Source organism: Actinomadura physcomitrii (assembly GCF_008923205.2).
GTDB classification, from domain to species: domain Bacteria; phylum Actinomycetota; class Actinomycetes; order Streptosporangiales; family Streptosporangiaceae; genus Spirillospora; species Spirillospora physcomitrii.
This window is the reverse complement of the sequence record NZ_WBMS02000003.1, coordinates 363255-386373: the sequence shown is the minus strand read 5'-3', so window position 1 is coordinate 386373 and position 23119 is coordinate 363255. Positions and strand designations below refer to the sequence as shown.

Sequence of the window (23119 nt, the reverse complement as noted above, 5' to 3'; positions counted from 1 at the left end):
CTGCCGTTGTCTTGACCGACCAGGAGAAGAACTGTGGCCCGTCTCGCCCAGACCGCCGGCCTGTCCGACATGCAGTCGGAGATCCTCGCGACCGTCCGCTCGTTCGTCGACAAGGAGGTCATCCCGCACGCGCAGAGGCTCGAGCACTCCGACACCTACCCGGCGGACATCGTCGAGGGCATGAAGGAGATGGGCCTGTTCGGGATCACCATCCCGGAGGAGCACGGCGGGCTCGGCGAGTCGCTGCTGACCTACGCGCTGGTGGTCGAGGAGATCGCGCGGGGCTGGATGAGCGTGTCCGGCGTGATCAACACGCACTTCATCGTGGCGCACATGATCTCCCGCCACGGCACGGAGGCGCAGAAGCGGCACTTCCTACCGCGGATGGCGACCGGCGAGGTGCGCGGCTCGTTCTCGATGTCGGAGCCGGACCTCGGGTCGGACGTCGCGGCGATCAAGACGAAGGCGAAGAAGACCGATGACGGCTACGTCATCGACGGCTCCAAGATGTGGCTGACGAACGGTGGTTCGTCCAACCTGATCGCGCTGCTGGTGCGGACGGACGAGGGTGCGGAGAAGGCCCACCAGAACCTGACGACGTTCCTCGTGGAGAAACCGGAGGGCTTCGGCGAGGTGGTGCCGGGCCTGACCATCCCCGGCAAGATCGACAAGATGGGCTACAAGGGCGTCGACACGACCGAGGCGATCTTCGACGGCTACCAGATCGGCGCGGACATGATTCTCGGCGAGGCGCCGGGCAAGGGCTTCGCGTACATGATGGACGGTGTCGAGGTCGGCCGGGTGAACGTCGCGGCGCGGGCTTGCGGCATCGCGATCCGGGCGTTCGAGCTGGCGGTGGAGTACGCCCAGCAGCGCAAGACGTTCGGCAAGGCGATCGCCGAGCACCAGGCGGTGGCGTTCAAGCTGGCCGAGATGGCGACGAAGGTCGAGGCGGCGCACCTGATGATGGTGAACGCGGCCCGGCTGAAGGACTCGGGCGAGCGCAACGACGTCGAGGCGGGCATGGCGAAGCTGATCGCGTCGGAGTACTGCACGGAGGTCACGCAGGACGCGTTCCGGATCCACGGCGGGTACGGGTACTCGAAGGAGTACGAGATCGAGCGGCTGATGCGCGAGGCGCCGTTCCTGCTGATCGGCGAGGGCACGAGTGAGATCCAGAAGACGATCATCTCCCGCGGCCTGCTGGGCGAGTACCGTGCACGTTCTTGAAAGCGTCGGCCCCAGTGCCCGGCCGGAGGACCGTCGTCCGAACCTGCGGGTGACATCTCCCGACCAGCCGCGCATGCTGGACAGAGCCGATGGGGACGCTGCGGCGCTCGCCCGGCCCGGACACCATTCCGCATGCGTGGCCACGACCGTCAACACCGGTGTTGCTCAGCCACCGACGATCTCGTACAGTCCTTCGGCGACCTCGCGCGCTTCAAGCCGCATTTGTCAGTTCCCCCCGTCGACTATGCAATGATGTAGGCGCAGGGCCTGGTGCGACGTCAGCCCGATCCGATGGACCGGCGTGCGAAACCATGTCGGCCGGGCTGTTCGCCGGGACTTCGCGTGTCGTCGCCGAGGCCCTACCCGCCCTGACCGACTTTGGCCGGTGCCTTGGACCGATCTCGAGACCTCCCGGACGTGATCCGACAAAGTATTGTCGGCGGTTCAGGCACCTGACGAGCTGATTTTATCGCTGCTCAAAGCAGCGGGCCCCGCCTGCGACGAGCAGCATTTGGCGCGTGATCTTTCCGCTCTTCGCGGATACGAAGAACCGGGCAGCGTCCGCAACAACTGCTGCGGGTGTCGGGACCACTGCGCGGCTCAGTCCACGACCTGACCGCAGCCCGAATCTGGGGCGTCATCCGGGCTCTGGCGGCCAGCGGCCTGCCCGTGCTGGCCGACAAGGCCTATCAGGGCGCCGGCGCGCATCCTCACGCCCTACAAGGGACGCGACAAGCCCGCACCGCAAAAGGATGCCAACCGCGCACACGCCAAGCTCCGCGGGCCCGGCGAACGCGCAAACGCCCAGCTCAAGACATGGCCAATCCTGCGGAAGCTGCGCTGCTGCCCCCACCGCGCCGGCCGCCTCGCCAAAGCCATCCACACCCTGCAACTCCGCGAGACCGCATCACGCTGAAAAGGTTCAGTGTTCCGCGCACGTTGACCGCCATGTAATGGTCCCAGTCGTCCGGCTCCAGGTCGAGCAACGGAGTCGAACTGCGCGACCACCCGGCGTTGTCGACCATCAGGTCCACGCGTCCGAACGTCTTCATTGCCACCGCGACGCGATCCTAGACCGAGGAGCCATCGCGGACGTCCGACTTTGCCCCCGCTGCCTTCCTGCTCGCGGCGACGAACTCCTCCGCCTTGTCCGCAAGGCTTTCAGCGAAAGCCTTGCCGATGCCGACGGTCGCTCCTGTGATGATGACGACCCGCTTCTCGATGTCAGTGCCTCCGCGGAGCGGTCCCTTGTAAGGCGAAGAATGAGTTCGTCCGACGACGTGACGGCGGACGCCAAACCCCGAAGCACGCGAGGCCGGCAGGGCAAAGCGCCCGGCATCCGCCGACGGGGATCGTCACTTCGCAGATGCCTCGCTCGGCTCCGGCAGGCCCTCCAAAAACTTGATCGTGGCCCGGATGTGCCGGGTCGCGGACCGTTCGGCGGCTCGGGAGTCACCGTTGGTGATCGCGGTGAGGATCTCTCTGTGGTGTTCGTTGCCGACCCTGATCGCGTCACTTATCGCCGCGTCCAGGTCCTCATCGTAATTCTGCTTCAAGTACCGGGTCAGTTGCATCTGCGCTGAAATCCGGACGAGCGACTCGAAGTCCTTCAACCGCGAGTTTCCGGACGCCTCCAGAATCGCGAGGTGGAACTCCGCGTGCGCCTCGCCGTACTCGGTAATGTCCAGCCCCGGTTCCGCCGCCGCTTCCATACGTTCGATCGCGCGCTCAAGTGTCGGGGCGGCGGTGGACAGATCACGGCGGGCGGCCAACCGTGCCGCAAGGCCATCGATGACCTCACGGACCTGGTACGTCTCGATCAGAGGTCCTCGGTCGAACTCGACCACCTCGACCGTCTTGTTACCGTTCGAAATCTTCAGGAGCCCGTCGCGCTCGAGGATGCGGAACGCCTCTCGCAGCGGTGTGCGGCTGACTCCCAGACGCTCGGCAAGCTGAATCTGGAGCAACTGGGACCCCGGCTCGAGCTCCCCTCGCAGAATGAGGTCGCGGAGAAGGTGGGCGACCTCGTCGGCCAGCCTCGTCTGCGGGCGATTCAGCAGGCCCGCCGGGACGTTCCCCTGCTGCGTCACGGCCACTTCCCCCAACACCTCTCACACACCTCTCACACACCCGTTTCCCGTATACAGGATACCAGTCGCATGGATAGTGGTGTCCTCGCCACTCGGCGAGGTCCGCGGGGCGAGCGGCCGCCGCACACCGTCCGTTCAGCGACTCCCCAAGGCCGGACATGACCACTACGGCCTTCCGTCGAGTGCTCGCGCATAGGCCGGCGGTCACCTCGCCGCGACGACCGGGCCGCCCAGGGCGGCATAGGTGCCGAAGGCACGTTCGTGATAAATGAGTGGTTCGCCGGGCTCTGAGACGGCCTCGAACACCGAGCCCAGCACGATCACGTGATCACCTCCCGGCACTTGCTCGGCCACCTCGCAGCCCAGCCAGCCCAGACTGCCCGTGAGGCGCGGAACGCCCATGCGACGAGACCATCCCACGCCTTCGAACTTGGACGTCCCCTTGCGGGCGAAACCAGCGGCGAGATCCGCCTGCCGCCTGCTGAGCACGTTGATCGCAAAGGGGCGACCCGGCCGCAGCAGAGCCAGCAGGTCTGAGCCCTTGTCCAGTGAAACGAGCGCCATGGGCGGGTTCATGGACAGCGACACGAAAGCGCTCACGGTCGTACCGTGCGGACGCTCCCCGTCCATCGCCGCCACGACCGCCACCGGAGTGCAAACCCGGGCCATGACCTCCCGAAAGCTTCCTGCGAGGGAGACGGCTCCGTCGTCGGCCACCATACCTCCAATATTGGATCCTGCATCCCGGATTAGGGTACGCGTCGGCGCCCTGACTGTCGATAGGGTGTCGGAAAATGAATCCTGGATGTAAGATGTGCACATCTGTCGGACGGAAAAGGGCGAAGAGCCGACGCCCCCTGCCGGAAAGCGCTTCGGCAACTCGGCGCCCGATCGCCGTCCGCGTAGCCGGCAGCTTGCAGGCCCTCACGAGTGAACTGGGCGATTGGAGAACCGTTGCTCGACATCGACATAGCCGCCGCCGCACTCCGCCTCACGGTCGGCGGCATCATGATCGCCCACGGACGCAACCATCTCTTCGGACCGGGCGGTGTCGAAGGCACCGCCCGTTGGTTCGGGGGCGTGGGGCTCCGCCCGCCGCGCGCGCATGCCTGGGCGAGCGGGCTGCTCGAGATGGGCGCCGGTGCGGGCCTGCTTCTCGGGCTGGTGACGCCGCTGTGGAGTGCGGCGATCATCGGCGTGTGTGCGGTCGCCGGGATCGCCGTCCACCGCGCGAACGGGTTCTTCGTGTTCAAAGACGGCTACGAGTACGTGCTCGCGCTCGGCGTCATGGCGGTCGCCATCGCGGCGCTCGGCCCTGGCACATGGTCCCTCGACCATCTGCTCCACATCGACCCCTCGGGCGGATGGGCGGCTCTCGGCTCGCTGGTCGCCGGTCTGGGTGGAGCCGCGGGGATGCTGGCCGTCTGCTGGCGCCCGTCCACCGCGGCCAAGGCGCCGGAGACCGTGTGAACGCGGCCGGGCTCGCCCCGCCTCCGTCGTCGGCGAGGCGAGCCCGGCGAACAATCAGTACGGTCGGAACGTCTTCGAAGCGGCGGGCCGTACGGCCCACGGTCAATGGCCTGACGGAGACAGGGTCAGTGCGTTGACGTAACGCCAGTCGGTGTGCACAGAATCCGGTCGACGATGCGAGTCATGTACTCGACCGCTTCCGCCCGAGACACGTTCTTCCGCCGACGATCGTGCCGGCCGACGAGGACGCGGCTCACGACCGCCCCATGGACCAGATCGAGCAGGTCCCCGTAGTCCGTGTCGACCGGAAGCTCGCCTCGGTCGATGCCGGCCAGGACGATGTTCCGCGCACGGTCGAGCGACGGCTCCACCACGCTCCGCCAGTAGGCCTCGAACAGTTCTGGACGGACGTTGGCCTCGATGAACATGCGGAGCACGGCCATTCCCCGCGGCCCCATGTAGGCGTCCAACATCGTCACGCCGAAATCGATCAGCTGATTGCGCACCGATCCGGAGCGAACGATCTTGTCCCACGCGGGCGCGATGTCCAGCGCCTGAAGCAGGAGGTCCTGGGGAGAGTTCCAGCGGAGGTAGAGCGCGTTCTTCCCGACCCCCGCGCGCCGGGCGACCTGGTTGAAGCCGAACCCGGCCCAGCCGTCGTCGGCGAACACGGCTCGCGCCGCCTCGCACACGCGTTCCTCGATGCCCGGATCTCGCGGACGCCCGGCCTTCGGCGCCGCCGCCGGCTCTCTCGTCCCCTCGCGTCCTGCACTCACCAGACCAGTATCAGGCATGGCCCCCTCACCTTTGCCTCTCGCTATCACGGGAGGTGATGGTCCAGTCGAGCAGGCGATCCCACAGTAGATGCCGCGTGGTGGCCGCATTGTGGCAGTGGGCTGAACCCGTCAGGCCGAAGAAGGTCAGGTCTCTGCATCGCTCGTACAGCGGGAGTTCGGCCCGCGGCGCGGGCGATGTGTCCCGTTCCGAGAAGGCGACGAGCACCGGGACCTCCACCTGGGCGGCCTCGGCCGCCAGGACGCCCGAAGCGATCGCGGTGATCCCGGCCTGGCGCGGTAGGACCGTCCAGCCTGCCTCCTCTGCCTTGAGTACGGCCTCCGGAACATCGTCGTCGTGGAACTGCCCGCGAAGCAGCTCGCGCGGTACCTCCAGATATCCGCTGTCCCACGTGGCTGGTGCCATGGCTTTGAGCGCGTCGGCGGCGAAGCGCTCGGACTCGGCGTCGATCCGGGTGTTTCCGATGAAGGAACCGCCCAGGACACCGATCCGGCCGAACGGCCGATGGCGCGCCTGCGCGGTGACGATGATCTGACCGCCGAGCGAGTGACCGAGCCCCGCCAACCGGCTGTCCGGCAAGGCCGGCAGGACCGGCAGGCTCCCGAGCCGCAGCCTTCGCTCGAACACCGCAGTCGCCTGCCCGACGGCATCGGCCATTGCGTGGACGGTGATCGCCCTTCCGTCCGCCGGGCGGCTGCTCGCCCCGGTGCCGAGATTGTCCAGCGCGAGGACCATGACCCCACGCGTGACGGCATGCTCGGCGAAGCTGTACCCGCTCAGCGTTGGAACCCTCAGGTGCCAATACGAACGATCATAAGTTCCGCCGGGGACGGCGACGATGGCCACCGGTCGAGGCCCTAACCGCTCCGGAATCGGGGAGAAGAGCGTCCCGGCCATGCGCTGATCACCCAGGCCGGGGATGCTCACCTCCGCCTCGAACTCGGACTCGATCATGTCGACCGGCCACTCGCCCGGCTGAGACCGCGCCTTCAGAATGCGATCACCCCGCGCAGGTTTTCGCCGGCATGCATGTCCGCATAGCCGGCCGTTATGTCGTCAAGCGCGTAGTGGCGAGTCACCATCTCGTCGACCCGCAGCACGCCGGCCCGGTACAGGTCCAGCATCGCGTTGATGTCCGATGCGGGATTGGTCAGCCCGAAGACCACGCCCACCAGCGATTTCGCCGACAGCAGGAAGGGGCTGAGCGGCAGGTGCGGCCGATCGTCCTCGCGGGGAGCGACGGCGGCCAGGACGATTTTGCCGCCCTTGGCCGTCAGCTCGGCCGCGGGCGCGAGCATCTCTCCGCTGAGCACTCCCACGGTCAGTACGACGGCGTCGGCCATCACGCCTCGGGTGAGATCGCGCACCAGGCCGATGGCCTCTTCCATCGAGGGGGCCGAATGAGTCGCTCCGAACTCCAGGGCCTGCTTGCGCTTGAACTCCACGGGATCGACCGCGATCACCCTGGCCGCGCCGGCGATCTGGGCGCCTTGGACCGCGCTCATGCCGACACCTCCGGTGCCGACCACGACGACCGTCTGCCCTGGGCGGATCTGCCCCGCCCTCACCGCCGCGCCATAGCCGGTCACGACCGCGCAGGACAGGATCGCCGCCGAAGCGGCCGGGATGTCACGTTCGAAGGGAAGCACCTGCGTCTGGCTGACAACGGTGTATTCGGCGAAGGTGCCTAGCTGGGCGTACGCCCCGATCGGCCGGTCATGGACGTGGAACGCGGCTGAGCCGTCAGGACGCAGCCCGCCGAGCACATGAGCGTTGCTGTCGCACAGGTAGCCGCGGCCGTCGGCGCAGAAACGGCAGACTCCGCAGGTAGGCGTGGCCAGCAGCATCACCGCGTCGCCGATCTTCACCCGGTCGACACCGGCTCCGACCGCCACCACCTCCCCCGCCCCTTCATGCCCGCCCACGAAAGGGGCCTGGGCCGGGAAGTCACCGGTGATGTTGTGATCGTCGCTGTGGCACAGGCCGGCATACGACATCTTCACCAGGACATCGCCGGGACGCGGGTCGGCGACCTCGACATCCTCGATGCTCCAGGGCTGTCCGACCTCCCAGAGGACCGCTGCCTTCGCCTTCATGCATGCCTCTCACTCACTCGCGCGACCGAGTTCAGCCCAGGGGGATGTAGACGTTCTTGTGGTGGACGAACTCCTCGATCCCCGCTCGCCCGCCCTCGCGGCCGAAGCCGCTGTACTTCGTCCCGCCGAAGGGGGCCGACGCGGTCATCGCGGGGAAGGCGTTGACGCCGATGTAACCGGCTTCGAGTTCGCCGGCGACCCGATGGGCGCGCGCCAGGTCCCGCGTGTGGATGTAGGCGGCCAGTCCGTACCGCGTGTTGTTCGCCTTGGCGAGTGCCTCTCCCTCGGTCGTGAACGGCATGGCCGCGAGCACGGGCCCGAAGACCTCCTCCTGCGCCAGCGTGCTGGTGTGGTCGACGTCGGCGAACACGGTCGGCTTCACGAAGTAGCCCCGGCCGAGGTCGCCGCCGATCCGATCGCCGCCGGTGACCAGACGCGCCGAGGAGGCACGCGCGCCTTCGACGTAGCCGAGGATGCGGTCCACCGCTCCCTGGCTGATCACCGGGCCCATCATCACCGTCGCGTCGAGCGGATCACCGATCACGGGCGACTCCGCCACGGCCCGGACCCGCTCCAGGACCTCGTCGTAGACCGTGTCCTGCACCAGGAGCCTGGTGGGGTAGAGACAGCCCTGGCCGGAGGACGCGATGGTGGACATCAGCGCGGCCATCTGCCCCGCCTTTTCGAGATCGGCGTCTTCGAACACGATGTTCGCCGACTTGCCGCCGAGCTCCAGGCACACTGGGGTCAGGCTCTCCGCCGCGACTCCCATCACCTTCTGCGCGATCGCCGGACCGCCAGTGAAGGAGACCTTGCGGATGTCCGGGTGGCGGATGATCGCCTCGCCGGTCTCAGGGCCGCCCGAGACGATGTTGACCACGCCCGCCGGCAGGCCCGCCTCGATCAGGATCTGCCCGAACCGCACGACGGCGTAGGGCCCCAGCTCGGGAGACTTCACGACCACCGTGTTGCCGGCCGCGATCGCCGGGGCGATCTTCATCGAGGCGTTGATCACGGGGCCGTTCCAGGTGATCAGCGCGCCGATCACGCCGTAGGGCTCGTAGGCGACGTAGTCGAAGGCCCTGTCGGGGTAGCTCGTGATGAGCTCGCCTTCGAATTTGTCGCTCCAGCCGCCGTAGTACTCGAACTGGTCGATCGCCATGGCCAGCCGGTTGACGGCCAGTGGGGTGCCGGTCTCCAGCGCGATGATCTGCTTGAGTTCGTCCTCGTGGTCCCGCAGCGCCTGGGCGATCGCGAACATCAGCTGCCGCCGGCGGTCCGCCGGCACGCGGCGCCACGCGGGGAAGGCGGCCTTGGCCGCGGCGACGGCCCGGTCCACTTCCTCCTGACCGGCGATCGGGATCCGCCCCAGCAACTCGCCGGTGGACGGGTCGACACGGTCGAAATGCCCGCTGGAGGTCTTGGTCACCAGCTCGTCGCCGATCAGCAGAGCCGGTTCGGGGAGTACGGCCGCCGCCAGGGCGGCGTGATCGGTGGTCATCGTCACGGGGTTCTCCTCATGGTCTTCTTGGCGGCGGCGAGAATCGCTGTTCGGTGGGGTATGAAGCTGCGGGGCGGGGCCGTTCCGACGACGCCCACCAACTCCCCGTCGCGGTGGTAGCCCGCCATGATCGGTTCCGCTGCGCGGGTCCAGTCCCCGTCCAGCAGGCGGACGTCCGCGGCACCGAGCCACGGGGCGCCGTAGGACTGAAGACGAGTGTCGAACTGGTTGCTCCAGAAGGCGGGCAGCGGGCCAAAGTGCGCCGGCTCCTGCTCGCTCCCGGTGAGTCCGGCGACCAGCGTGGCCGCTGCCCGGCGGGCGGTCTCGACCGGGATGTTCCAGTGCTCCACCCTCGACGCGGGCCCACCGAACAAGGCATTGGGGAATCGGGCCACATCTCCGACCGCGACCACCTCGCGGCGGCCCTGGACGCGAAGCCGACCATCGCAGGCGACGCCGTCGGAAAGGTCGAGGCCGTTGCCGGCCAGCCATTCGACGGCGGGCACCGAGCCGACCGCCTCGACCGCCACGTCGAAGGGCACGCGGCATCCGTCGGACAGCACCACTTCGCGCCCGGCGCTGCCGGCCTCGAAGGCACTGACCTCGTGACCCAGCATGAACCGAACGCCGCGGCTCTCATGGAGCTCCCGCAGCACCCCGCCGAACTCGCGCCCCAGGGGCCGTTCCATCGGGACCGACTCGGGCGCGATGACGGTCACCTCGGCACCGAGCCGGCGCGCCGTGGCCGCGACCTCGCATCCGATGAAACCGGCCCCGATGACGCATAGCCGGACCCCGGCTCGCAGCCGTCGCCGCAGGGCCAGCGAGTGAGCGAGGTTGCGGAGGGTGAACCGGTCGGCCTCCGGACCGGGCACCGGCAAGCGCCGCGGCCGCACACCGGTGGCGATGACCAGACCGTCGTAACCGAGTTCTTCCCCGTCTTCGAGGACGACCACCCGTTCGTCAAGGCGGGCCGCCGCGACCCCGGTGCCGAGTCGCCAGTGCGCGCCGAGGTCGGCGCGGACGTCGAACGCCACGTCGGGAGGGCTCATCGTTCCGGCCAGAAGCTCCTTGGAGAGCGGCGGCCGTGTGTAGGGACGGTGTTCTTCATCGCCGACGATGACCAGCTCGCCGCGGAAGCCCTTGGCACGCAGCTGCTCCGCGGTGCGCAGCCCACCGAGCCCTGCGCCGACCACCACCACGCGCGCGGCCGTCGCATCGGTCATCCGGTGATCCGGATCGCCTGCACCGGACACGCGTCCGCCGCGCTCTGCACGTCCTCGCGCAGCGAGTCGTCGACCTCCGCGTCGAACTCGAGCTCGTCCGAGGCGTTCATGCGGAAGGCGTCAGGGGCGGCGAAGACGCACTGGGCGTGGTTCTCGCACAGGTCGTAGTCAACTTCGATCTTCATTGTCGTTTCCGTTGTCTCGGCGCTGCGGACGGTAGGTATCCTGCCATTTTTCCCCTTTCCGCAGTTGCGTGAAATTGGCTCCATGGCGCACACTTACGTCCATTTTCAGGTGGCGGCGAGGAGGCAATACACCTGCCGCCTAAACGTGTTTTGAGAAAGTCGTGCCAGCCGAATAGAAACCGCCCTGTCCCGCGTGATGACGGAGTCAAGATCTTCTCGAAGAACGGCCGCAGCGCGGTGATCTAGATGAACTCCAGAAGCAGTGGCTTCGACGCTGATTCGCCGCTCACGCTTCGCCTTCCTCAAGCCACTGGTCAACCTGCACGACGTTGCCCTCCGGGTCCCAGAACAGCGCCGTGCGCACTGTCGCCGCACCTGGATGGGCATTCGCCGGCCCATCGTTCTCACTCGGCCCGGTGATCACTTCGAAGCCGAGCTGCCTCGCGCGATCCACCGTCGCGCGGACGTCGTCGACCATGAAGGCCACATGGTCGAACCCGATCCCCTGCAGGGGCGTGGCCGACCCTTCCTGCTCGCGGTCGAAATGCTGACCGAGCACCACGTACGAGGCACCCCAGCGGTTCTCCCACCGGAGATAGACCTCACGGCGCCGGAAGTGGACGCGGCGGCCCTCCCGGTCGGGAGCGGAGAACTCCTTCTGCCGATCGATCGACACCGTCAGGCCCAGCAGGTCGCGGTAGAAGGGCAGCACCTTGTCGATGTCGCGGACCTGGACCGACAGGTGCGAGAACCCGGTGACGCTCATCGGCCGAGGGTCGTGCGGAAGTCCCGGGTGCCGTCTGCGACGTCCTCGGGTACGGGGTGGTCGAACAGCTTCGCCGCGTTGCTCCAGCAGATCTTGTCGCGCTCCTCCTTCGGAACGTCCTTGAGCAGCTCGGCGTAGAAGGGCTGGGTATTGGGCCAGCTTCCGTCGGCGTGCGGGTAGTCGACCTCGACCATGATGTTGTCGACGCCGATGCGGTCGCGCACCAGTAGCGCCGCCGGGTCGTCGAACGCGCAGAAGAAGAAGTTGCGCAGCAGGACCTCGGTCGGCGAATGCTCCTTGTCGGTCCATGCCTGGAACGTCTGGGCCTGGCCGGCGTGGCTGTCCATGTACCTCAACCGGTCAATGATCATGGGCACCCAGCCGATGCCGCCCTCTGCGAGCGCGATCTTCAGGTTCGGAAACCGGGAGGGCACCATGGACCAGAGCCAGTTCATCGCCGACAGCAGCGCGTAGGCCGGGAACAGCGAGACCAGGGCGTCCCTGGGGGTGTCGCTCTCGATGTCCTTGAGCTGCCCGGACGAACCGGTGTGCAGGCATACCACCGTGCCCGTCTCCTCGCACGCCCGGAAGATCGGGTCCCAGTGGCCGCTGCGCAGCGTCGGGAGCCCGACCTTGCCCGGAACCTCGGGGAAGCTCAGTGCATGGAATCCGCGCTCGGCGTTGCGGCGGATCTCGCGGGCCCCCTCCTCCGGATCAGTCAGGTGCGTCAGCTGCAGGCCGATGATCCGGTCCGGGTACGGCGACATCCACTCGTCGTGGTACCAGTCGTTCCAGGCGCGCACGCAGGCCTTGCCCAGCTCCTGGTCCTTTGCCTCGGCGAAGCGCGCACCGCCGAAGCCGGCGATCCGGGACGGGAAGCACACCGACGCGTACACGCCGTTGATGTCCATGTCCTTGATCCGCGCCTCGATGTCGAAGCAGCCGCGGCGCAGTTCGCTGAAGTTCGTCGGCTCGTCGTTCCACTCCTCGGGAGGACGGCCGGCGACGGCGTTCAGGCCCATGTTGTGGAGGATCTGGTCCTCGAACCTCCATGCCTCCGCACCGTCCACCGTGACGATCTCCGGGATGTCGTCCCCGAACCTGGCGGGGACCCGCGGGGTGAACATGTCGGCGGGCTCGATCAGATGGTCGTCGACGCTGATGATCAGGTTCTCGACCGGCCGGGGCTCGGGTTCCGGGAGAAAGGTCACGGAGCGCTCGGCGCTGATGGTCATGCGATCGCCTCCTCGGCTTGCCGGGATTAGTGTATCCAGGACTCAGGACTCAGGCAATGAGCTCTCCAGGCGCCTTCGGCCGGGCCCGCCGCGTCCCCTCCGGAGCCGGCGCGCAGCCGGCCCGGAGAGGGCGCAGGCGGGGATGCGGTCAGGCCGGCGGGCCCGCCAGATAGTGCGACTCGATCTCGTCCGTGCGGGTGCGCATCTCCCCGGCGGGCCCGGACATGACCAGCCGCCCGCGGCGGAGCACGTAGGCGTGGTCGGACACTGCGAGCACATTGCGCACCTGCTGCTCGACGATCAGAGCGCCGATCGCCTCCTCGTCCGCCGCCCGGCGGATGGCGGCGAGCAGCCTCTCCACGATGAGCGGCGCGAGCCCGAGCGACATCTCGTCGGCGAGCAGCACCTTCGGACGGGCCGCGAGCACACGCGCCAGGGTGAGCATCTGCTGCTCCCCGCCCGACAGGAGACCGGCCCGCCGCTTGAGGAGCTTCTTCAGCTCCGGTACGTACTCGAGCGCGAGGTCGACCGGACCACGGCCGAGGCGGAGATTGTCCTCGGCGGACAACTCGGCGATGATCGAGCGCGTCTCCGGAATGAAGGCCAGCCCGAGCCGGCTGCGCAGGTGGAGCGGCGCGGGGTCGGTTCGCCCGAGCCAGAAGACCTCGCCGCCGAGTCCGCCGAGCACCCCGGCCAGCGTCAGCAGAGTGGTGCTCTTCCCCGCGCCGTTGGCACCGAGCAGAGCGACCACCTCTCCCGCGCCGACCCGCAGGTCGAGCTCATGGGTGACCGGTACACCGCCGTAGCCGGCGGACAGCTTCCGCGCCTCGAGCACCGTCTCACCTGCGCGGGCGGGCAGCACGGCGTTCTCATCCGCCGCATCGGTCTTCGCCGTCATCGTCAGTTCCCTCCGGAGGGGCCCACAGCCGCTTCAGAAACGGCGGTGTTCTGTTGCTCTTGTGCGGACGAGCCGAGGTAGGACTCGACGACCTTGCTGTTGTTGCGTATTTCCTCGGGAGTGCCGGTGGCCACGACCCGGCCGAAGTCGAGGGCGACGATCTTGTCGCAGGTGTTCAGCACCATGGAGACGTCGTGCTCGATCAGCAGGATCCCCATCCGCCACTGCTCGGCCAGGCGCCGGATGAGCGCCGCAAGCTCACGAGTGCTGACCTCGTCCAGGCCTGCCGCGGGCTCGTCCAGCAGCAGCACCGAAGGCGACGTGGCCACCGCGCGGGCGATCGCCACCAGGCGCCGCTGGCCGTAGGGCAGGTCGCCGGGCAGCTTGTCCAGCCACGGCTGCAGCCTGAACTCCCGGACACTGGCCACAGCGGCCTCCGACAGCGGGCTGTTGTCCGGCCGGACCAGATCCAGGGCGTCCTTGAGGACGGACCTCTGGTCGGACGCGGCCCGGATGTTGGCGTCCACCTCGAGGTCCTCGAAGAGTTCGAGCGACTGGAAGGACCTGGTCAGGCCGCCGCGAGCGCGGCGGACCGCGTTCCAGCGGTCGATCGGCCGGCCGTCGAGCAGGACGCTGCCCTCGTACGAGCGCAGGAACCCGGTGGCCACGTCGATAAGGGTGGTCTTGCCGGCGCCGTTGGGGCCGATCAGCCCCACGACCTCTCCTGGAGCGACCGAGAGGCTCACGTCCTGGAGCGCGGTGACGCCCCCGAAGCGCATCGTGATGTCCCGCAGCTCGAACACCCGGCCGCGTACTGCGCGCGGTGCGCGGCGCGTCTCGGAGACGCCCGCCGGCTCCGCCGGCTTCTCGTCCGCTTCCCGATCCCCCGCACCGGCGTCCGACGGGGCACCGCTACCGGTGCTGGACGACCGTTCCCCGTCCGGGCCTCGACCGGCTCGCAGACGCTTGGCGATCCTCGCCCTGGTCTGGATGTTGTGCACGACCACGCCGTCCGGCGACTGCCTCACCACGAGCACCAGCAAGATCGCGGACAGCAGCACGAACCAGCCGGACACGTCGAAGAAGCGCGAGAGGATCAGTTCCATGACGGCGCCGGCAGCCCCTAGCGCGCCCACCACCGAGCCGCTGATGAGGCCGATCCCGCCGATCACGGCGAGCAGCACCACGGAGATCGAGGAGAAGGTGTCGAACTGGTCGAACTGAACGTTCGGGTTCCGGAATGCCAGCAGGACACCCGCAATCGCGGCGATCGTGCCCCCGATGCCGAACGCGTACAACTTCGCGCCCACGACGCTGATGCCGAGGCTCGCCGCCGCCCGCTCGTTGTCGCGGACGGCGATCATCCGCCTGCCCGCACGGCCGCGCCGCAGATTCGACACGACCAGGCCGATCAACACCAGAAGGACCACCGCAAGAGCCGCGTACCGTTCCGGATGGCGGGTGGCGAACACGCTGAAGCCGAAGATTTTCGGCTCCGGCACGACGGTGCCCCGCAGTACCCCGCCCGTGTACTTCGGATTCGCCAGCACGACGGCGTTCAGCACGACCGCCAGTCCCATGGTGACGACGGCCAGGTTGACACCGCGCGCCCGAAGGGCGGGCAGCGCCACGATCAGTGCGACCGGAACGGTGATCAGGACGCCCAGCAGGGCGGCCACCGGGAACGGTAGGCCGCCGGCGTCGGCCAGACGACTGGAGGCCAGGGCGCCGATGCCGGCCAGGGAGAACTGGGCGAGGCTGAGCTGACCGGCGTAGCCGGTCAGCACCACCAGCGACATGCAGACGAGGGCGTAGATCGCCCCGGTGGTGACCGCCGCCGACCAGCTCCCGTCGAAGATCCACAGAGAGGCCAGCATCACGACCACGAGAGGGATCAGGATCCGCGGCCGGATCCTGCCGGTGCCGACCCGCGGCAGCCGGTCGGTGAGGTGGCTGCGCAGCGGGAGCGCCCGCCCACGGATGACCAGGATGATGACGATGACGGCGAACGGTGCCGCGGTCGACCAGCCGGGGCTGGTGATGTAGCGGGTGGCCTCGGACTCCAGCACCCCCACGAGCAGTCCGCCGAGCAGGGTGAGCGGCAGTGAGCGGAAACCACCGACGAGCGCGGCGGACAGCGCCGGGATGATCGTCAGCGTCAGCGAGGTCGGCGCCAGCCCGACGATCGGCACCAGGAGGGCGCCGGCGAGTGCTGACAGGGCTCCCCCGATCGCCCAGTTCGTCGCCGCGACCGCCATCGGGGACCAGCCGAGGGTCGACATCGCCAGTTCGTTCTCCGCCACCCCGGTGGTCGCCAGACCGAACCGCGTCCGCCGGTACACCGCGTAGAGGACGCCGAACAGCACGACCGTGATGCCGAGCAGGATGAGGCGGTCCTCCCCCACGGTGATCCCGGGCAGGACGGTGACGGAGTCCGTCGGCAGGAGGGAGTCGACGAAGACGGCATCGCTGCCGTAGCGGTGCTTGGCGGCCTCTTGCACCAGCGTCAGCAGGCCGAGGGTGGCGAAGACCCTCGTGAGCGGCGAGGCGTTCCGCATCCGGTGCATGATCAGTACCTGAACGAGGAACCCCGCTAGCGCACCCGCGAGCAGTGCGAGCACGACCGCGGCCGGCAGCGGGACCGCGGTGCTCGCCTCGTAGTAGACCGCGGCGCCGATCAGCGCGAAGGCGCCGTTCGCGAAGTTCACGACGCCGGATCCGCGATAGGTGACCACCACGCCGAGAGCGAGCAGCGCGTAGACGCCGCCCCCGCCCAGCCCGATGATCAAAAACTTGACGAAGTCGTTCACGGGCGCCTCCTCGGCCCCAGGTGAGCGGATGCCACCGCCATCGCCCGGACCTCCGATCCGATTCAAGAGAGATCAGGATCACATCCTGCATCCAGGACTCAAGTTAGGTCGGAGGGGGTCGCCGGGTCAACCCATGCAACGGAGCCGACGCCTGCGCGCGGCAGACCATCGACGTCCCAAAGAGCTCATCGCTCAAGTGATTCGCGCAGGAAACTCAGCATCTCCGCCCACAACGCGTGAGCAGGCTGCTCCCGATAGGTCGGGCGATAGTCGGCGAGAAACGCATGCCCGGCGCCTTCGAAGATGCGCACCCGCCCCGGCTTCCCGTGCTGTCGAAGGCGGGCGTGCAACAGCATGAGATCTTCGGGCGACGGATTGACGTCGTCCGTTCCGCCCACCGCGAGGACCGGGCATCGCACGGACGGCACCAGGTCGATCACGGGCACGGGCCGCTCGGGGGTGACCTCGTCGTCCGGCGTCGCCCGCAGCACGAAGCCGCCCCAGCAATCGACCACGGCGTCGAGCGTCGCGGAGCCGGAGCACGCGTGAAGCAATGCCTGCCGGCCTCCCGAACAGAATCCGACGGCTCCCACTCCCGGCCCGGCATCCGCGTGCTCGCGCAAGTAGACCGCCGCCGCATCCAGATCTTCGATGACCTGGGCGTCCGGAAGGGCGAACATCTGAGCCATCACGGCGGCGAGGTCGGCGGGGTCCGCGGCGCCCGACCGGCTGTACAGGTCGGGCGCCAGCGCCACGAATCCGGCTCCGGCGAAGCGCCGGGCGAGATCACGGATGTGCTCGTTGAGCCCGAATGCCTCGTGCAGCACCAGCAGGCCCGGCCCTCGCCCGGTGCGAGGCCGGGCGAGGTACCCGCCGATCGAGGCGCCCTTCGCCGGTATCGCCACCGCCTGTCCGCGCACCGCATCCTCGGCCATCGCACCGGGCACCGGCATGGCTTCCTCCCTGAGTCACCAGATGTGAATACTTGCATCCAGGACTCAAAGATGCCACAGGCCGGAACGGCTTCGGCCCGATCGGGTACTGCGAGCGCCGCGGCGCCGGTCAGGAGCTGCGGGCGGCCAATACGGCGGTCTCGATTGCGAGACCCGCTCCGAACTCGGCGCCTCGGGCACCTCGCCCGCCCAGCGCTTCGAGGCCGTTCGCGCCCCACGCCGCGTCGATCCGGAGCCCGGCCCGCCGCGCCATCCGTTTCGCGTCGCGCTGCTCACCCTCGTACGGGATCAGGGCGAGCAGCGGACCCGGCACCGGAGGATGCACGGCCGGACTCAGCGGATCGGCGCCGGCGACGACGGTCGGCTCCAGGAAACAGCCGTCCTCCCACCCGCGGTGCCGGGCCCCTCCCAGCGTGACGCGTGCACCGGCACGCCAAGCGCAGGCGATGGCCGCCTCCAGCGCCTCGAGGTTCCAGTCGTCGATCACGGGACCGATCTGGACACCCGGATCCCTCGGATCGCCCACCCGCAGTGCGGCGCTGACCTCCGTCACCGCCTCGACGATCTCTGCGAAGCGCCCCCGCGGCACCAGAATGCGGGCCCGGTCCCGCGGATACTGCCCATTGCCCGCAAGGCTGTCTCCAGGTAGGGCGGTAAGGAACGGGCCGAGGTCGACGTCCGGGGTCAGCAGCACCGACGCCGCCGCGCGCTCCGGTTCGCCCCAGCGCGCTCCAGCGTCGACACCCGCGGCGAGCAATGTCTCGGCCGCCGCCGGACCTCCCGGAAGCACCGCCACCAATCCGGCGGGCAGGCCAGCGGCGTGCACCGCATCGGCCAGCACAGAGCCGCTCAACGCGATCTCAGGTGCGACCACCAGGACGCACGCCTGGCCGGCGAGCAGAGCCGGAAGAATGAGGTCGGCGGTGCCGGCCATCGGGTCGTTCCAAGCTACGACCCTGCCGCTCACGCCGTGCGCCCCGCGCCGCGCGTCCGAACGTTCCACCGAGCGTGACGTCACCAGCGGTGTGATCGGAACGCCCACCTCTTCGGCGAGCAATCGGGCGATCTCGACACGCCGCCGATCGATCTCGGCCACGAGCCTTCCCGCCGCCGAGCGCCTGGTCTCCCCCAGCGCCCCGGCCCAGCCCCGCGCCGCCGACCTGGCGTGCCGTAGCGCTTCGAACACGTCCTCCGCCTCTGCCAGCGCCACCCGTCCGAGCGACCGCCCGGTGACCGCCGAGCAGACCCACGCCTCGCCCGCGAGGGAGTTCTCGCCACTGCCGCTTCGCTTCATACCCACTCCCGCGCGCCGGTCGTACAGAGGGTCACCTGCGGGAACGGTATTACGGTCCGATGAAGTCCGCAATAGGTGCGAAACGAGTTTCCGGCACCGGACGCGCCCGCGACGCCACTCGTCCGATCTGGCACCGAAGCCTGGGCGCGCCCACTCCGCCGCGAAGCGGCCCAAACGCTTCTCTCAAACTGAATGACCCGAGACCATTGCCTCCGAACAGGCGGATCGTACATCCTGCATCCAGCACTCATTGGCCGCAGGAGGACATATGAAGGCAAGACGATCATGGGCAGCGGCGGTGGCGGCGGCCTCCGTGCTGGCCTCGGCCGCTTGCAACGGAAGCAAGGCGGACGAGAAGAAGAACGACGCCCCCAACCCTGCCACGGGGACGCCGATCAAGATCGCGAGTATCGTCGACTCGCTCAGCGCCGACTACTTCTCCGCCGGACTGAAGGCGGCGGTGGCGGACGTGAACGGGCATGGCGGCATCAACAACCACCCGATCTCCCTCACCATCTGCCGCAACAACGACAACCCCAACACCGCCGCCACATGCGCCCGCGACGCAGTGTCATCCGGGGCGGTCGCGGTGGTGGGCGGCGGCAGCAACTTCGGTTCCAGCACCAACCCGGTACTGCAAGCCGCGGGGATGGCCGCGTTCGGCAGCAGCCCCTACGTCACCAGCGACTTCACCTCGCCGATCTTCTTCCCGCTCGTCGGAGGCTCGCTCGGGACGGCCGCGGGCCAGGGCGCGATCGCGGCCGACCTGCTCCACTCCAAGCACCCGGCGGTCGGCTTCCTCGACGTGCCCGCGGGGCAGATCGTCCCCTCACTGCTGAACCAGTGGGTGTTCAAGTCCCGCAACGTGAGCACGGCGGCCCAGGTCGCGATTCCGCGCAGTTCGGCGGACGTCTCGGCGCAGGTGGCCTCGCTCCTGGCCAAGAAGCCGGACTCGGTCATCCTCGTCCTCACCACCGATCTGGCATCGAAGGTGACCCGTACGATCCGCCAGCAGGGCTACAAGGGCCCGGTCGTCCTGGCCGGCGCGGTCTTCTCCAAGCAACTGCTCAAAAAGCAGTTGGGCGGGGCAACAGACGATCTCTACATGGCCGACGACTTCGATCGCGGCAACGGGCGGTGGAAGACGTTCAGCGAGCAACAGGAGAAGGCCGGGCACCCCGAATATGCGAACGGCACCGCGATGCAGAGCTGGCTGGCGATCGAGCAGTTCGCCGAGGTCGCACGCCGCCTCCCCAACGTTACGCGGAAGGCGTTCCTGGACGTGCTGAAGAAGACGACGCTGAACACCGGCGGCCTGACCGGGCCGATCGACTTCACCAAGCCGTCCACAATCCTCGGCGGCACGGCCCCGCGGGTCTTCAATACCGAGATCTTCGCCCTGAAAGTGGAGGGCGACAAGATAACGACGGCCGGTTCCGTCAAGGCGTTCCGTTAGCGATCGGAGCCGATTCCGGTGAGCGCCACGGGCACGCTCTCCGGGTCGACCGCGAAGCGGAGCACGTCGGTGCGTGCGCCCGGACGGTGCATACCGGGCGCACGCACCGGCATGCAAATCGCCGTTCCCCTTGCACTCCCTCGAGTACCGGATGCAGGATACGTGCTCTCGATAAATTTGCCGCAGCCCTCTGGAGACGCGTGTGTCGAAGAACGGGAACGGACGTCGCGCTGCGAAGCGAGTCCGCAGACGCCCGGTCGGCCGCCGCATCGGGTTCCTGCTCCTCCTCCCGCTGGCGTCACTGCTGGCTCTCTGGGCCTTCGCCGCAGTGATCTCGTTGAAGGCGACGATCGCCCGGAGCGAGTTCAACGGGATCGTCTATGGCATCTCCCGGCCGATCGGGCTGATGGGGTACGCCCTTCAGGCGGAGCGCACCGCCGCCGTCGCCGCCCTCGCATCGCCTGGCCCCCAGGCCGAGAACACTCTCCGCACGCGGCAGCAGGCCACGGACGCCGCACTGATCGCATTCCGGCGGCAGGCACTGCCCAAGGCGAGCGACCGGACCGGCGACCGCACCCGGGAGCTGGTGAGCGATCTCGGCCGGCGCTATGAGGGACTGCCCGCCCTTCGCAAGCGGATCGAAGCACGATCCATCACTCCGCTGGAAGCCATCCAGCAGTACAGCGGCCTGTTCGACGGCACCAACGCCGCGCTGAGCGATCTGGTCAAGTCCGACGACACCCGGCTGTACCAGACGACGCAGACGCTTGTGGACACCAACTGGGCGCGTGACTACATGCTCCGCGAAGACGCCCTCCTGACAGCGACGCGAGCACGCGGTGGTCGGTTCTCGCCGACCGAGTACGCCGCCTTCGTCCAGGCTGCCGCCAATCGCGATCACCTGTCGGAACGCACCTTCAACGGTCCGAGCCAGACCGTCCGCGATGCCTACCGCGCGATGGTCCGTTCACCGCAGTACACGCGCTTTCAGCAGCTCGAGCAGAAAATCGTGGCCTCCCCCGCGCGCAGGCTCCCCCCGGCGGTGCTGGCCGAATGGTCGCAGGTTATGCCGCCCACATCGCAGGCCTGGTGGGAGAACGCGGTGAGAGCCACCGACGTCCTCGGTGCTGAGAACAAGTCCGCGGGTCGCGAGATCACCGTCCAACTCGTACTCGTCTGCGGTTTCGGACTCCTGGTGGTCGTCGCTTCGGTGGTCCTGTCGGGCGTGCTCGGCCGCGACATCGCCCGCGATCTGCGCAATCTCCAAGGCGCCGCGCAGGAACTGGCCAGATCGCAATTGCCGGAAGTCGTGGCGCGGCTGCGCCGCGGCGAAAAGGTGAGCGTGGCGGACGAGGCGCCGGACATCGGCGCCGGCCGCACCGCGGAGATCGCCTCGCTGGCGGAAGCGTTCACCACCGTGCAGCGCACCGCCATCGAGACCGCGGTCGGCGAAGCGCAGGTGCGCGCCGGGGTCAGCCGCGTCTTCATCAATCTCGCCTGGCGAAGCCAATCGCTGCTTCACCGGCAGTTGCAGATGCTGGACGCGATGGAACGCGGTACGTCGGATCCCGACGAGTTGGAGAATCTCTTCCGCCTGGACCACCTGACTACCCGGATGCGCCGCCACGCCGAGGGCCTGGTCATCCTCTCGGGCAACCAGAACGTCCGTGGGTGGAGCGAACCGGTGGCCGCGGAGCAGCTGTTGCGGGCGGCGCTGGCCGAGGTCGAAGAGTACGCCCGGGTGGACGTCATGGCTTTGGCGCCCACACTGGTGTCCGGAGCGGTAGTGGCGGACGTCGTGCATCTTCTGGCCGAGCTGATCGAGAACGCGACCTCCTTCTCCCCGCCGACCACCGAGGTGCTGGTGCGAGCCGAACGGGTCGGCAACGGGCTGGCCATCGAGGTGATCGACCGCGGAGTCGGCCTCGAACCCGGCGATCTAACGGACATCAATGCGCGGCTGGCGGATCCGCCGGAGTTCGATCTGGCGGACAGCGACCGGCTCGGCTTGTTCATCGTGGCCAGGCTCGCTCAGCGTCACGGCATCAAGGTCGTCCTCCAGCCGTCGGCCTACGGCGGTGTCACCGCGGTCGTCCTCCTTCCCCCGGCACTGCTCACCTCTTCGGATAGTCCGCAAAACGGGGAGCAGGGCATGCACTCACAGGTCTCACCACCACCGGCCGAACAGGGGCGGGTCCCGCACGAAGCACCGCCCGCGCAAGTCCCGGCGGGCAACCGCACCTTGCGAAGGCCGATCGACGGGCGGCACCGCGCGCCTGATGCGCCGGCGGCTCTTCCCCTCTCGCCGACGCGGTCTTCGTCGAAGCCGCGGCCTGACGCGGTCACGGCCGAGACACCGGCCAGTCCCGGCGGCGACGAGGTCGAGGAGTACGACGTCGAGACCGGTGGCCTGCCGCGCCGTGCCCGCCAGCGCCATCTGGCTCCGCAACTGCAGCGGCGGCGCGCGAGGACAAGCACGGCCGGCGGCCGCGCGGAGCCGGGCGACCGGCCCGCGGAACAGAACCGCGACCTGCTCTCCTCCCTGCAGGCGGGCTGGACCGCCGGACGCAGAGACGACGAGCACCGGTCGGCGGTGTTCGAGGATCCGACAACCCAACAGGGGGGACAATGACGCAGCACCGCGGAGGCGCGGATCCGAGTTGGCTGCTCGACGATCTCGTAGACCGGGTGCGAGAGGTCCGGCAGGCCGTTCTCCTCTCACGGGACGGTCTGCTCATGGGGGCTTCCCGATCGATGGGCCGAGAAGAGGCGGAGCACCTCGCGGCGATCTCCTCCGGCTTCTACAGCCTCGCCAACGGCGCGCGGGAGCACTTCGCACGGGACGAGGTCCGGCAGACGATCATCGAAATGGAGGACGCGCTGTTCTTCGTCTCGGCCGCCGGCAGCGGAAGCTGCCTGGCCGTCTTCGCGGATGCGGGAGGCAACACCGGCCTGGTCGCGTATGAGATGGCGATGCTGGTCAAGCGGGTGCGCAGCCAACTGACCGCGGCGCCGCGGACGGGCGGCTGGAGCGCCGAAGGCATAGCGGCTTCCGCACGGGACACGAGTTGAGGCGTCGGAGATGGACTCTCCGAGAGAACGCCGACTCAATGC

20 protein-coding genes and 1 pseudogene are annotated in these 23119 nt (G+C 68.5%); 6 read left to right on the top strand and 15 right to left on the bottom strand.

The window, feature by feature from the left end; translation table 11 throughout:
• The first annotated feature begins 33 nt into the window (after nucleotides 1-33).
• Together F8568_RS05860 and F8568_RS47825 are read left to right on the top strand one after the other, a co-directional pair.
• Nucleotides 34-1230 (top strand): acyl-CoA dehydrogenase family protein, encoded by a 1197-nt coding sequence (locus F8568_RS05860; RefSeq protein ID WP_151592138.1) that lies wholly within the window; start codon nucleotides 34-36, stop codon nucleotides 1228-1230.
• Between the two features lie 570 nt (nucleotides 1231-1800).
• A pseudogene (locus F8568_RS47825) lies at nucleotides 1801-2146 on the top strand (transposase family protein); the annotation flags it as partial.
• Here the strand turns inward: F8568_RS47825 and F8568_RS50945 are convergent.
• The 3 genes from F8568_RS50945 to F8568_RS05845 all read right to left on the bottom strand — a co-directional run bounded on the left by F8568_RS50945 (nucleotide 2040) and on the right by F8568_RS05845 (nucleotide 4040).
• Nucleotides 2040-2282, bottom strand: coding sequence for an SDR family oxidoreductase (locus F8568_RS50945; protein ID WP_407924456.1), 243 nt, complete (start codon nucleotides 2280-2282; stop codon nucleotides 2040-2042). The pseudogene F8568_RS47825 and the gene F8568_RS50945 sit on opposite strands and share 107 nt — an antisense overlap.
• A 303-nt stretch (nucleotides 2283-2585) precedes the next feature.
• Entirely contained in the window at nucleotides 2586-3326 is a 741-nt protein-coding gene (locus F8568_RS05850; RefSeq protein WP_160573524.1) for a GntR family transcriptional regulator, read from the bottom strand.
• Between the two features lie 198 nt (nucleotides 3327-3524).
• Nucleotides 3525-4040, bottom strand: coding sequence for a flavin reductase family protein (locus F8568_RS05845; RefSeq protein WP_151592132.1), 516 nt, complete (start codon nucleotides 4038-4040; stop codon nucleotides 3525-3527).
• 234 nt (nucleotides 4041-4274) lie between these two features.
• On the opposite strand from F8568_RS05845, the gene F8568_RS05840 reads away from it, so the two are divergent.
• Nucleotides 4275-4790, top strand: a complete 516-nt coding sequence (locus F8568_RS05840) for a DoxX family protein (protein WP_151592130.1) — start codon at nucleotides 4275-4277, stop codon at nucleotides 4788-4790.
• 125 nt (nucleotides 4791-4915) lie between these two features.
• Here the strand turns inward: F8568_RS05840 and F8568_RS05835 are convergent, their stop codons facing one another.
• The 12 genes from F8568_RS05835 to F8568_RS05780 form a co-directional block, all read right to left on the bottom strand.
• Nucleotides 4916-5566 (bottom strand): TetR/AcrR family transcriptional regulator, encoded by a 651-nt coding sequence (locus tag F8568_RS05835; RefSeq protein WP_160573523.1) that lies wholly within the window; start codon nucleotides 5564-5566, stop codon nucleotides 4916-4918.
• A gap of 25 nt (nucleotides 5567-5591) precedes the next feature.
• On the bottom strand, nucleotides 5592-6539 hold the full coding sequence (locus F8568_RS05830; protein ID WP_151592126.1) for an alpha/beta hydrolase: 948 nt from the start codon (nucleotides 6537-6539) through the stop codon (nucleotides 5592-5594).
• Between the two features lie 35 nt (nucleotides 6540-6574).
• On the bottom strand, nucleotides 6575-7681 hold the full coding sequence (locus tag F8568_RS05825) for an NDMA-dependent alcohol dehydrogenase (protein WP_151592124.1): 1107 nt from the start codon (nucleotides 7679-7681) through the stop codon (nucleotides 6575-6577).
• A gap of 31 nt (nucleotides 7682-7712) precedes the next feature.
• Nucleotides 7713-9182: an aldehyde dehydrogenase family protein gene (locus F8568_RS05820; RefSeq protein ID WP_151592259.1), complete on the bottom strand. Its 1470-nt coding sequence runs from the start codon at nucleotides 9180-9182 to the stop codon at nucleotides 7713-7715.
• Between the two features lie 2 nt (nucleotides 9183-9184).
• A complete protein-coding gene (locus tag F8568_RS05815) occupies nucleotides 9185-10408 on the bottom strand; it encodes an NAD(P)/FAD-dependent oxidoreductase (protein WP_202124527.1) in 1224 nt (407 codons plus the stop codon).
• A complete protein-coding gene (locus tag F8568_RS05810) occupies nucleotides 10405-10593 on the bottom strand; it encodes a ferredoxin (RefSeq protein WP_151592122.1) in 189 nt (62 codons plus the stop codon). The genes F8568_RS05815 and F8568_RS05810 overlap by 4 nt, the downstream gene beginning before the upstream one ends.
• Nucleotides 10594-10879: 286 nt before the next feature.
• Entirely contained in the window at nucleotides 10880-11359 is a 480-nt protein-coding gene (locus F8568_RS05805; RefSeq protein WP_151592120.1) for a VOC family protein, read from the bottom strand.
• The gene (locus F8568_RS05800; protein WP_151592118.1) at nucleotides 11356-12594 is read right to left on the bottom strand and encodes an amidohydrolase family protein; all 1239 of its coding nucleotides are present in this window, start codon (nucleotides 12592-12594) and stop codon (nucleotides 11356-11358) included. The genes F8568_RS05805 and F8568_RS05800 overlap by 4 nt, the downstream gene beginning before the upstream one ends.
• Nucleotides 12595-12742: 148 nt before the next feature.
• Entirely contained in the window at nucleotides 12743-13492 is a 750-nt protein-coding gene (locus F8568_RS05795) for an ABC transporter ATP-binding protein (protein ID WP_151592116.1), read from the bottom strand.
• 2 nt (nucleotides 13493-13494) lie between these two features.
• Nucleotides 13495-16302 (bottom strand): ABC transporter permease subunit, encoded by a 2808-nt coding sequence (locus F8568_RS05790; RefSeq protein WP_151592114.1) that lies wholly within the window; start codon nucleotides 16300-16302, stop codon nucleotides 13495-13497.
• 185 nt (nucleotides 16303-16487) lie between these two features.
• Entirely contained in the window at nucleotides 16488-17255 is a 768-nt protein-coding gene (locus tag F8568_RS05785; protein WP_151592112.1) for a dienelactone hydrolase family protein, read from the bottom strand.
• 109 nt (nucleotides 17256-17364) lie between these two features.
• Complete coding sequence (locus tag F8568_RS05780; protein ID WP_151592110.1) at nucleotides 17365-18549, bottom strand: aldehyde dehydrogenase family protein; 1185 nt, start codon at nucleotides 18547-18549, stop codon at nucleotides 17365-17367.
• A 268-nt stretch (nucleotides 18550-18817) separates the two neighbouring features.
• Here F8568_RS05780 and F8568_RS05775 point away from each other — a divergent pair, with 268 nt between their 5' ends.
• The 3 genes from F8568_RS05775 (at nucleotide 18818) to F8568_RS05765 (ending at nucleotide 23077) form a co-directional block, all read left to right on the top strand.
• Nucleotides 18818-20005, top strand: a complete 1188-nt coding sequence (locus F8568_RS05775) for an ABC transporter substrate-binding protein (protein ID WP_151592108.1) — start codon at nucleotides 18818-18820, stop codon at nucleotides 20003-20005.
• Nucleotides 20006-20207: 202 nt separating this feature from the next.
• A complete protein-coding gene (locus F8568_RS05770) occupies nucleotides 20208-22637 on the top strand; it encodes a sensor histidine kinase (RefSeq protein ID WP_151592106.1) in 2430 nt (809 codons plus the stop codon).
• Nucleotides 22634-23077, top strand: a complete 444-nt coding sequence (locus tag F8568_RS05765; RefSeq protein WP_151592104.1) for a roadblock/LC7 domain-containing protein — start codon at nucleotides 22634-22636, stop codon at nucleotides 23075-23077. The genes F8568_RS05770 and F8568_RS05765 overlap by 4 nt, the downstream gene beginning before the upstream one ends.
• Nucleotides 23078-23119 lie beyond the last annotated feature (42 nt).